Genomic DNA, 9,656 nt, shown 5'->3' with positions numbered 1-9,656 from the left:
GTGCAACTGTTCAGGTTGATCATGCGAAGCGGGACGGGGCCAAATGCCGGTCTACGGTCTCACAACGACCAGGGGTCCAACGGCCTCCGTCCCGCAAGCATCATGACACAACCCGGACATACAGGGATCCAGGTACCACAGGTCGGGCGGCTTGGGGTTCGGCGCTGCCTTGCGCAAGTCTCCACCGAGGTGTCACCATGACCACCAGCGGATACTGGACGCCTGCCTGCGCAGGCGTGACAGCCGGGAGGGTGGCGATGCGCTCCCGTCCCGCGTCCTCCCGCGCTCCACCCCCTCCTCGCGTCTTCCCGCACCGCTCTCTCCCCGCGTCATCCCGGCCGCAGAGCCGGGATCGGCGAGCCGAGGGCCTATGGGGTGCGCTCCCGCCGGACTCCACGACCGCTTCTGGCTCCCCGGTTCCGGATCATCGGCCTTCGGCCTCGTCCGGGACGACGCCGGGGAGAGGCTTTCACACCTCATGCCTGCCGAGGGTGCCAATGGTTCCCGGATCTCGCGATGCTCGTCCGGGAAGACGCCGAGGAGAGGCAGGAGCGCATGAGCTAGGCTGCCGCCCCTCCCGTCCCACGTCGGCTGAGGGTGCCAATGGTTCCGGTCCCGGATCTCGCGATGCTCGTCCGGAAAGACGCAAGGAGAAGCATTCCGCGCCGCGCCTTCTTCGGCAGCCTTTGAAAGTGCCGCTTTCCGCAGGCAGGCAGGCCGCCCGATCGTCAGCTCTTGCCCTTCTGGCGCGGGGCGGCCTCCATGGCGGAGAGCTTGACCCGGTTGGCGAAGGGGATCTCCGGTTTCGCCTCCGTCTTCGCCTGCTTGGGCTTGCGGATTTCCCGGTTGCTACGCTTTTGTCCCTTGGCCATTATCCAAACGTCCTTTTCATCAAGCTTGCCTGGGCGCCGGAACCGGACGTGTCGATCGGCTCCAGTTCGTCCTGCATCGCCACCCGCTCGTGGTTCTCTTCGGCATTGCGGATGCGGTATTGGGGAGCGCCGGCCTCCACGGGCATGACGCCGGTGATGCGGTAGACATCGCCCTTGCTCGCCTGCCTGCCCCGTATGGTCCTGAGGCGGACGTCCTGTCCGACCCTTAGCAGGTGCGGCCCCTGTTCGGCGGCGGGCGGACCGGCTCTGCGCCGGGTGAAGAGTGTTGCTGTCATCTCCGAGTTTCCTTTTCGGTCACGGCATCTGTCTCGGCCGGGTCGATCGGCACCAACTGCCGGATCGCTGCCCGCACGCCGATTGCCGGCAGGTGAATGAAGATCCCACCCGTCTCCGGACGGTCCAGGACAGGCCCCCGATCAACGCCTCTTCCCGGTCGACCTGGTCGTCGCCCGGTGGCTGCGGCTCGACGACGCCGGACAACAGATAAGGAGCCCTGGAAACGGACGCCGGTTGGCCTGGTGCGCGTGGTCATGGTGTCGACCTTCACGGCCTGGAATGGAGTCCCGGCATCTTCCGGGTCGGGCCAGACGATCCGGGGCCAGGCGATCCGGGGCCAGGAGATCCGGGAACGGTCGTCGTGCTGTTGTCTGGTGGTGCCGCTGCGGCCAGCCCGATGGCTATCGATTTCTGCCCACATCTCTTGAATTCGGGCAACTTGAATTCGGACATCTCTTGAATTGCGAAATTCATCATGACGCAGAATTGAGTTCCAACCATGACGATGATCGTACTGTAGCACGTTTTTCCGGGTTTCTATTTTATTATCTGAAATATTTTTGCAGATCATTCCGGGTTTTATTTTTGCATTTCCACTGGCCGGGATCGAAAACGCCGGTGCCGTTCGCCCTCTCAGGCGTGGCGCGGGCGGTGCGCGCTCTGTATGCTGGGGCTTGCACGTCCGATATCGGTGATCCCGTGATCCATCCGCTGCGCCTCAACAAGTTTCCGGAGGACCATCCGGACCCGATCATCTCCTTCATCGGCACCGAGCGGCCCGGCGCCGTGACCAGACCGCATGCGCATGGCCGGGCCCAGCTCTTCCATATCCTGCGCGGGTCGGTGACCGTGGTGACGCAGGGCGGCAGCTTCGTCGTGCCGCCCGAGCGGGCGATCTTCATCCCGCCCGGCATCGTCCACCATTCCACCTATCACACCGAGACCGACGTCCGCTTTCTCTACATGCGGCCCGACGGCCTGCCGGCGATGCCGGACACGCCCTTCGTGGTGCAGGTGACGCCCCTGCTCAAGGAGTTGATCCTCGCCTTCATGTCTTCTCCGCCGGATTATGACCCGGACAGCCCGACCGGGCGGCTCGCCGCCGTGCTGGTCGACCAGATCGCCGCCTCGCGCGTCGCGCCGCTGCATCTGCCGATCCCGGAGGAGCCGCGCCTGCGCGAGGCGATCCGCCCGCTGATCGACGATCCGGCCGCCGATCTGTCGGCCAGCGACCTTGCGGCGCGGGCCAACCTGTCGCTGCGTTCGTTCGAGCGGCATTTTCCGGCTGAGACGGGCCTCTCCTTCCGCGCCTGGCGGCGGCAGGCCAAGCTGATGAAGGCGGTCGAGTGGTTGTCGCAGGGCCTCTCCGTCGGCGAGGTCGCCGACCGGCTCGGCTATGAGGGGCCGAGCGCCTTCGTCGCCTCGTTCAAGAAGTCCTTCGGCGTCACGCCCGGCCGTTATTTCGGCGACTGACGGTGCGTCCGGCGAGCCGGTTCCGCGTCCCGCCGATGCTGGTTTCAGCGGTGGCGAAGCCTATCCCCGGGGCGCCTTGGCGAAAATCGCCGATTTCTCGAAATTTGCGCCGGTTTGCGGCGAATTGAGACGGATTTTGATGTCGGATTCTCAAAATTTGCGACGATTTCGCAATCTCGCGCAATTTCGCACTCTCGCGCGCGCGGGGACAGGCGGGGGAGAGGGTCGCGGAGACCGGCGGCGCCTGACGGATCCCGGCGGGGATCGTGCGGGGAGAGCGGGACCGGCGGGGATTACCCGTTTTTCGCGGTTTCGACGCCAAAACGGGGACAAGTTGGCCGCCTTGCGTGGCTCAGCCGGGGAGAGGCCGGCGTCTATCCCCGCCCCGCTAGCGTGACAGCTCCTTCATCGCCGCTTCGAGCCCGTTCAGCGTCAGCGGGTAGTGGCGCCCGCCCATCAAGTCCCGGATCATCTGGATCGAATGGGTGTAGCTCCAGTGGCGCTCGGCCACCGGGTTGAGCCAGACGCTGCGGGCGTAGTGGCCGGCGAGCCTCTCGACCCAGACCGAGCCGGCCTCCTCGTTCCAATGCTCCACCGAGCCGCCGGCATAGGCGATCTCGTAGGGGCTCATCGAGGCATCGCCGACGAAGATCAGCTTGTAGTCGGGGCCGTACTTGTGCAGCACATCGAAGGTCGGGATGCGCTCGGAATGGCGGCGCGCGTTGTTTTTCCAGACGAATTCATACGGGCAATTGTGGAAGTAGAAATACTCCATCACCTTGAACTCGGAGCGCGCGGCCGAGAACAGTTCCTCGCAGACCCGGATATGGTCGTCCATCGACCCGCCGATGTCGAAAAACAGCAGCACTTTCACGGCGTTGCGTCGCTCGGGCCGCATCCGGATGTCGAGCAGGCCGCGATGGGCGGTGGCGCGGATCGTGTCGTCGAGATCGAGCTCGTCATGGGCGCCCTGGCGGGCGAAGCGGCGCAGCCGCTTGAGGGCGACCTTGATGTTGCGGGTGCCCAGTTCCACCGTGCCGTCGAGGTCGCGGAAGGCGCGCTTGTCCCACACTTTCACCGCCCGCCGATGGCGGCTTTCCGCCTGGCCGATGCGCACGCCTTCCGGGTTGTAGCCATAGGCGCCGAAGGGCGAGGTGCCGGCCGTGCCGATCCACTTGCTGCCGCCCTGATGCCGCCCCTGCTGCTCCTTGAGGCGCTCGCGCAGCGTCTCCATCAGCTTGTCGAAGCCGCCGAGCGCCTCGATCTGCGCCTTTTCCTCCTCCGTCAGGTGCTTTTCGGCGAGCTTGCGCAGCCACTCCTCCGGCAGCTCGCGCGCCTGCGTGCCGTCGCCGCCGCCGCCGAGCTCCAGGCCGTTGAAGGTCTGGCCGAACACCCGGTCGAAGCGGTCGAGATTGGCCTCGTCCTTCACCAGGCAGGTGCGCGAGAGGTAATAGAAATCCTCCACGCTCTTGTCGGCGAGGTCGGCCTTCAGCGCTTCCAGCAGCGTCAGATATTCCCGCAAGGAGACGGGCAGGCCGGCGGCGCGCAGGTTGGTCAGGAAGGTCAGGAACATGGGCGAAGGTTAGGGAGAACGCGGCCGCTTGTCGAGATGCCGAGCCGCTGTCCCGCGCCATTGCACCCCGCGCCGTGGCGCGGGGCGTGCAGGTGTCCCCACTGCCGCAGACCCTCTCGGCTAAAAATCTGCCAAAGTAGTGCTAGCCCGCCTGCTTCCGGATCTGTTCGATCACGCCACCGACGTCGGTCGATTCCATCTTGAACGAGACCCGGCCGCCCGACCCCGCAAGTTGCTTGAAGCCGCCGTCGAGGTGCTTCTCGCCGAGTGCGGTGGAAAGTGCCGCAACGGACATATCGTTGATCTCGATCGAGAACTTGCCGTCGAACGTATCCGGGCTGACGCTCATGGCACTCGGCTCGCACCACGTGGTGCAGGCTCCAGTGGTGTGGTTGTAGACGGCGCCACAACCATTCGAGCAGGTGATTGAGCAGCCGTGTCCGGCATCGCATGTAGCCATTTCAGAACCCCCCTTGCGTGAACGCCTTTTTGAAAATCGTAGGAAAAACAGACACCAGTGCGGAATGATCCGCAAAAAACGGCGTCGGCAGAAAGAATACATCCTTAAGATGCATTTGAAAATATATTCTAGTCAAAATTTCATGATGCGGCGGACGTCGGTCAGGGGCGCGCGTCCTTCGCCTGCGCTTCCGCCTTTTCCAGCAAGGCCTTGGCTTCCGGGTCGGCGCGGAACAGCTCGCCCATCACGTCGGAGACGCCCGGCCCCGGCTTGCCGATGAAGGGGACGGGGCGGCAGACCTCGATGGCGGCGATGCCGACGCGGGCGGTCAGCAGCCCGTTGACGACGCCCTCGCCGAGGCGGGCGGAGAGCCGCGCGGCAAGGCCGTGGCCGAGCAGTTGCGACACGAGACTGTCCCCGGCCGCCATGCCGCCGGTCATCGCCAGATGCGCACCGACATGGCGGGCGAGCCGCAGGAAGCCGAGAAGGCCGGGACGGCCGCCATAGAGCGCGGCGAGGCGGCGCATGATCCGCAGGTTCTCGATCAGCACGATGGCAAGGTCGAGGGCGGCGCGCGGCGAGATCGCGGTGACGACGGACACCCGCTTGACGCTGTCCTTGACGATGCGCACGGCGCGCGCGTCCAGCTCCTTCAGCAGGTCCCGCTCGGCCAGGACGACGAGGTCGCGGCCGTCGATGATCTCGCGCATATGGCCGCTCAAGGCATTGCGCCCGCGGGCGGTTTCCGGGCGCTCGCCATAGAGCGCGACGAGTTCGCGCAAGCCCGCGCGGGCCTTGTCCTGGTCGTCGGTTTCCGCGGCCAGGGCGAAGGTCCGGCGCAGGGCATCGATGCGGCGCAGGCGCAGGAGCCCGACGATTTCGCGCAGGATCAGGCCGAGGGCGCCGAGCGCCGCCACCGCGGCAAGGCCGATGCCGAGCCAGCCGAGCCAGTCGGTGCGCGAGAACAGGTCGCGGATCAGCGCGTCGACGGACAGTCCCACCGCCAGCGACACCAGCCCACCGAGGCCGATGGCGAACCAGCGGCCCCAGCGGATGCCGGCCTTGCGCTCGGGCGCCGGCAGCCCGGCGATCTCGCCCTCGCGGGTCGGCACGATCCGCGCCTCGCCGGACAGGGTCGGCTGCACGTCGTCCTCCGCGCTCATGCGCACGCGGGCGTCGTCCAGGCGGAAGGCGGCCGGTTTGCGGTCCCGCCGCAGGCCGTCGTCTCTCGAGGTCATGCCAGCCGGTCTCCGATGAGGAACTGCAGGGCGCGGTCGAGACGGATATGCGGCAGCGACAGCTTGACGCCCTCGGCGGTCACCTGGAGCTCGGGCGGGCGGAACCGCACGAAGCGCACCGAGGAGGCCGGCGCGTCGGCGGCGAACAGCACGTCCGGATCGTCGGGCAGGTCGCCGGGAAACAGCGCGATTTCCGTGCGTCCGTCATAGGTCTCGCCGTTGACGCGCTCGCCGGTGAGCGGCGTGCCGAGGATCGCCGGCATCGTCTCGCCGTGATGGGTGAGGCTCGCCTCGCGCGTTGCGCGGATTGCGGCGAGCGCCAGCACGTCCACTTCGGCCCCGCCATATTCGGCGCGCTCGATCGCCCGCCCGACGAGGCGGCGCAGGATCGCTTCCAGCCGGTCGTGATCGGCGCGGTTGAGATGGTCGGCCTTGGTCGCGGCGAACAGGATCCGGTCGATGCGCCGGGCGAAGATCGAGAAGATCCGCGCCACCTTGCCGGGCCGGAAGGCCGAGAGGATCTCGGCCAGCGCGGCCTCCAGGTCGGCCAGCGCGGCGGGCCCGGCATTCAGCGCGTTGAGCGCGTCGACCAGCACGATCTGGCGGTCGAGGCGGGCGAAGTGGTCGCGGAAGAACGGCCGCACCACATGCTTCTTGTAGGCCTCATAGCGGCGTTCCATCATCGCGCCCAGCGAGCCGGGCTTGAGCGGGCCGTCATGGCCGGCAAGGTCGAGCGGGGCGAAGGTGAGGGCGGGCGAGCCCTCCAGGTCGCCCGGCATCAGGAAGCGGCCGGGCGGCAGCATGGAGAGCGCCCGCTCGTCCTCGCGGCAGGCGCGCAGATAGTCGGTATAGGCGGCGGCAAGGCGCCGGGCCTGCGGCTCGTCGGCCTCCGCGGCCGGATCGGTCTCGCCCAGGATTTCGAGATAGGGGGCGGCGACCGTCTCGCGCCCCGGCTCCCTGGCACGGGCCAGGGCCTCAGCGGAAAACGTGCGGAAGTCCTTTTCCAGCAGCGGCAGGTCGAGCAGCCATTCGCCCGGATAGTCGACGATGTCGAGATGCAGCTTGCCGCGGCCAAGCGCCCGCGACAGGAAATGCGCGGAGTCGAATTCGATGGTCAGCCGCAGTTCCGAGACCTGCCGGGTCGATTGCGGCCAGATCCGTTCCTTCAGCAGCGTGTCGACATGCGCCTCGACATCGAAGCGCGGCACGTTGTCGTCCGGCTGCGGCTCCAGATAGGCGCGGGCGATCCGCCCGCTGGCAGCGGCCTCGAACAGCGGCAGCCGGCCGCCATGGATCAGGTTGTGCACCAGCGCGGTGATGAACACCGTCTTGCCGGCGCGCGACAGGCCGGTCACCCCGAGCCGCAGCGTCGGCGTTCCCAGCGTCGACGCGGTCTCGGCGATGTTCTCGATGGAATAGCGGACCTCGTCGGTCACGCGGGTGAGGAAGCTGCGTCGCGTCACGGTGTGTCTCCGCCAGCCCATGTGGGGAAGCGGCCCCTGCGTTGCAAGCGCAAGGCCGGTTCAGCGGTCTGTGGCCGGCACACCGTCATTGGCTGCCTCCGGCAGCGCGGACAGGGAGCTGGTCCCGGACAGGTGTCGCGGCAGGCAATAGGCGACGACCCGGCCGGAGCCGGGTTCGACGGCGGACCAGGCGGACGCGTCGAAGTCGATCACGGCGAGCGCCGCCGTTGGATATTTCGCGCCGATCGCCTCGCGCAGGGCCGGATTGCCGGCGCCGATCAGCGACAGGGCGGTGTCCTGGGTCGCCGGATTGTGGCCGACGACGAGCAGGCTGCGGGCGGCGCCGCCGAGGCTGCGGATGAGCCCGAGATAGCCGAATTCGGACTGGTCATAGAGAGCCCTGGTGACGTGGATGTCCGCCTCGCCGGTGAAGGCGGGCAGCAGGGCGGCCAGCGTCTCGCGGGTGCGCTGCGCGCTGGAACACAGGATGCGCGCCGGCTGCAGCCCGTGCCGGGCCATATGGGCCCCGACCTCCGGGGCGGCCTGCCGTCCCCGCTCGTTGAGCGGGCGCTGGAAGTCGGACAGGCCCGGCTGGCCCCAATCCGATTTCGCATGTCTCAGCAACAGCAGGCGCAGCATGGCGGCAGTGGCTCCCGGCAGTGAACGATGCAGTCAAGTCTAACCGCAAGCCGGCCGCCGCGCGTCCGGAAAATCCATGTCGCCGCTGTCTCTGTGCCGTTCAGCGTGGCCGAAAGGGCTCTAGCGCGAGGCGAGCAGCCGGGCGAAGGCTGCCACCAGCGCGCCGATTTCGCCGGTTTCGTCCGGGAGCGAGTAGGCGATCCACAGGGTGAAATCGGCGCTGCCGTTGCGCAAGCGCCACAGCGTCTCGCATCGCTCCTTGCCGCCGCGCGCGCCGGTCAGGAAGGAGATGCCGCTGGCGGCCGCGCCGGTCATCTCCGCCGTTTTGAAACCGGCGGCGTGGAAGCGGTCGCGGAATGCGCGCGCCGCCTGCTCGCCGGCGCCGGAGGGATGGGTCCGCAGCACCGCCGAGATGCCTTCGGCATTCTGATAGACGCAGCCGGCATGCCGGTCGGACGAACCGGAGAGCACGCGGGTGCGGTTGAGCGATGCCAGCTTGTCCGGACAGACGAGGCCGGTGAAGTGCCGCATGCCGTTGATGACGTTGGTCCAGCCCGCATCCGTGCCCTTGTCCTGGGCCATGGCCGGGGCCGCCCAGGCCGCCGTCAGGAGCAGCAGGGCGAAGAGCGAAGCGGCAAGCGGGACCTGCCGGCGCGTCATCGGGTCAGCGTCCGTCGCGCCGGCTGAGAAAGGCGAGCTTCTCGAACAGTTGCACGTCCTGTTCGTTCTTCAGCAGGGCGCCGTGCAGCGGCGGGATCAGCTTGCGCCCGTCGCGCTCGCGCAGCGTTGCCGCGTCGATGTCCTCGTTGAGCAGCAGCTTGATCCAGTCGAGCAGTTCCGAGGTGGAGGGCTTCTTCTTCAGGCCCGGCGTTTCGCGCAGGTCATAGAACACTTTCAGCGCCTCGCGCAGCAGCTCCTGCTTCAGGCCGGGAAAGTGCACATCGACGATGTCCGACATGGTCTGGGCGTCGGGGAAGGTGATGTAGTGGAAGAAGCAGCGCCGCAGGAACGCGTCGGGCAGTTCCTTCTCGTTGTTCGAGGTGATGATGACCACCGGACGCTGGCGGGCGCTGATGGTCTCGCCGGTCTCGTAGACGTGGAACTCCATGCGGTCGAGTTCGCGCAGAAGGTCGTTGGGGAACTCGATATCCGCCTTGTCGATCTCGTCGATCAGCAGCACCGGACGGGCATCGGCGGTGAAGGCCTCCCACAGCCGTCCCTTGCGGATGTAGTTGGCGATGTCGTGGACCCGGTCATCGCCGAGCTGGCTGTCGCGCAGGCGCGAGACGGCATCGTACTCGTAAAGACCCTGCTGGGCCTTGGTCGTCGACTTGATGTGCCATTCGATGAGGTTCGCCCCGAGCGCTGCGGCGATCTCCTGTGCCAGCACGGTTTTTCCGGTGCCCGGCTCGCCTTTCACCAGCAGCGGCCTCTGCAGTGCGATCGCCGCATTGACGGCAATCCGCAGATCCTCGGTGGCGACATAGCCGGACGTGCCTTCAAAACGCATGTGTCTTCCCGTCAGAACGATCCCAATGCGCGGCACAGTATGGGGCGGGACGGTGCTGCGCAAGAGCTGCCCGGTTGCCGGCCCTGCCCGGCAGGACTTGCCGGGCAGGGAGGACAAAGCTGCCGGCCAGA

The 9,656-nt window shown here is 67.3% G+C and carries 11 protein-coding genes; 1 reads left to right on the top strand and 10 read right to left on the bottom strand.

Annotated features, from left to right (window positions below):
- Nucleotides 1-728: 728 nt before the first annotated feature.
- From TSB10GB4_RS18015 to TSB10GB4_RS18005, 3 genes are read right to left on the bottom strand one after another with little or no spacing between them, the layout of a single operon-like run.
- Entirely contained in the window at nucleotides 729-872 is a 144-nt protein-coding gene (locus tag TSB10GB4_RS18015; protein WP_186396888.1) for a hypothetical protein, read from the bottom strand.
- Nucleotides 872-1,168, bottom strand: a complete 297-nt coding sequence (locus TSB10GB4_RS18010; protein ID WP_186396887.1) for a hypothetical protein — start codon at nucleotides 1,166-1,168, stop codon at nucleotides 872-874. The genes TSB10GB4_RS18015 and TSB10GB4_RS18010 overlap by 1 nt, the downstream gene beginning before the upstream one ends.
- Nucleotides 1,165-1,740, bottom strand: coding sequence for a hypothetical protein (locus TSB10GB4_RS18005; protein ID WP_186396886.1), 576 nt, complete (start codon nucleotides 1,738-1,740; stop codon nucleotides 1,165-1,167). The genes TSB10GB4_RS18010 and TSB10GB4_RS18005 overlap by 4 nt, the downstream gene beginning before the upstream one ends.
- 128 nt (nucleotides 1,741-1,868) lie before the next feature.
- Here TSB10GB4_RS18005 and TSB10GB4_RS18000 point away from each other — a divergent pair, with 128 nt between their 5' ends.
- On the top strand, nucleotides 1,869-2,642 hold the full coding sequence (locus TSB10GB4_RS18000) for a helix-turn-helix domain-containing protein (RefSeq protein WP_186396885.1): 774 nt from the start codon (nucleotides 1,869-1,871) through the stop codon (nucleotides 2,640-2,642).
- A 388-nt stretch (nucleotides 2,643-3,030) separates the two neighbouring features.
- Here TSB10GB4_RS18000 and TSB10GB4_RS17995 read toward each other — a convergent pair whose 3' ends face one another.
- The 7 genes from TSB10GB4_RS17995 to TSB10GB4_RS17965 form a co-directional block, all read right to left on the bottom strand.
- The gene (locus tag TSB10GB4_RS17995) at nucleotides 3,031-4,215 is read right to left on the bottom strand and encodes a VWA domain-containing protein (protein ID WP_186396884.1); all 1,185 of its coding nucleotides are present in this window, start codon (nucleotides 4,213-4,215) and stop codon (nucleotides 3,031-3,033) included.
- A gap of 142 nt (nucleotides 4,216-4,357) precedes the next feature.
- Nucleotides 4,358-4,564 carry a hypothetical protein gene (locus TSB10GB4_RS17990; protein WP_186396883.1) on the bottom strand — a complete coding sequence of 69 codons (207 nt, stop codon included), beginning with the start codon at nucleotides 4,562-4,564 and terminating at the stop codon, nucleotides 4,358-4,360.
- 272 nt (nucleotides 4,565-4,836) lie between these two features.
- Entirely contained in the window at nucleotides 4,837-5,913 is a 1,077-nt protein-coding gene (locus TSB10GB4_RS17985; protein ID WP_186396882.1) for a YcjF family protein, read from the bottom strand.
- On the bottom strand, nucleotides 5,910-7,376 hold the full coding sequence (locus tag TSB10GB4_RS17980) for a YcjX family protein (protein WP_244570957.1): 1,467 nt from the start codon (nucleotides 7,374-7,376) through the stop codon (nucleotides 5,910-5,912). The genes TSB10GB4_RS17985 and TSB10GB4_RS17980 overlap by 4 nt, the downstream gene beginning before the upstream one ends.
- 60 nt (nucleotides 7,377-7,436) lie before the next feature.
- Nucleotides 7,437-8,015: a histidine phosphatase family protein gene (locus TSB10GB4_RS17975; RefSeq protein ID WP_186386144.1), complete on the bottom strand. Its 579-nt coding sequence runs from the start codon at nucleotides 8,013-8,015 to the stop codon at nucleotides 7,437-7,439.
- Nucleotides 8,016-8,135: 120 nt separating this feature from the next.
- Nucleotides 8,136-8,675: a hypothetical protein gene (locus TSB10GB4_RS17970; RefSeq protein WP_186396880.1), complete on the bottom strand. Its 540-nt coding sequence runs from the start codon at nucleotides 8,673-8,675 to the stop codon at nucleotides 8,136-8,138.
- Between the two features lie 4 nt (nucleotides 8,676-8,679).
- A complete protein-coding gene (locus tag TSB10GB4_RS17965; protein WP_186396879.1) occupies nucleotides 8,680-9,525 on the bottom strand; it encodes a MoxR family ATPase in 846 nt (281 codons plus the stop codon).
- Nucleotides 9,526-9,656 lie beyond the last annotated feature (131 nt).

Source organism: Stappia sp. TSB10GB4 (genome assembly GCF_900185745.1).
In the GTDB taxonomy this organism is placed as follows: domain Bacteria; phylum Pseudomonadota; class Alphaproteobacteria; order Rhizobiales; family Stappiaceae; genus Stappia.
This window is presented reverse-complemented; position numbering and strand designations above follow the sequence as displayed.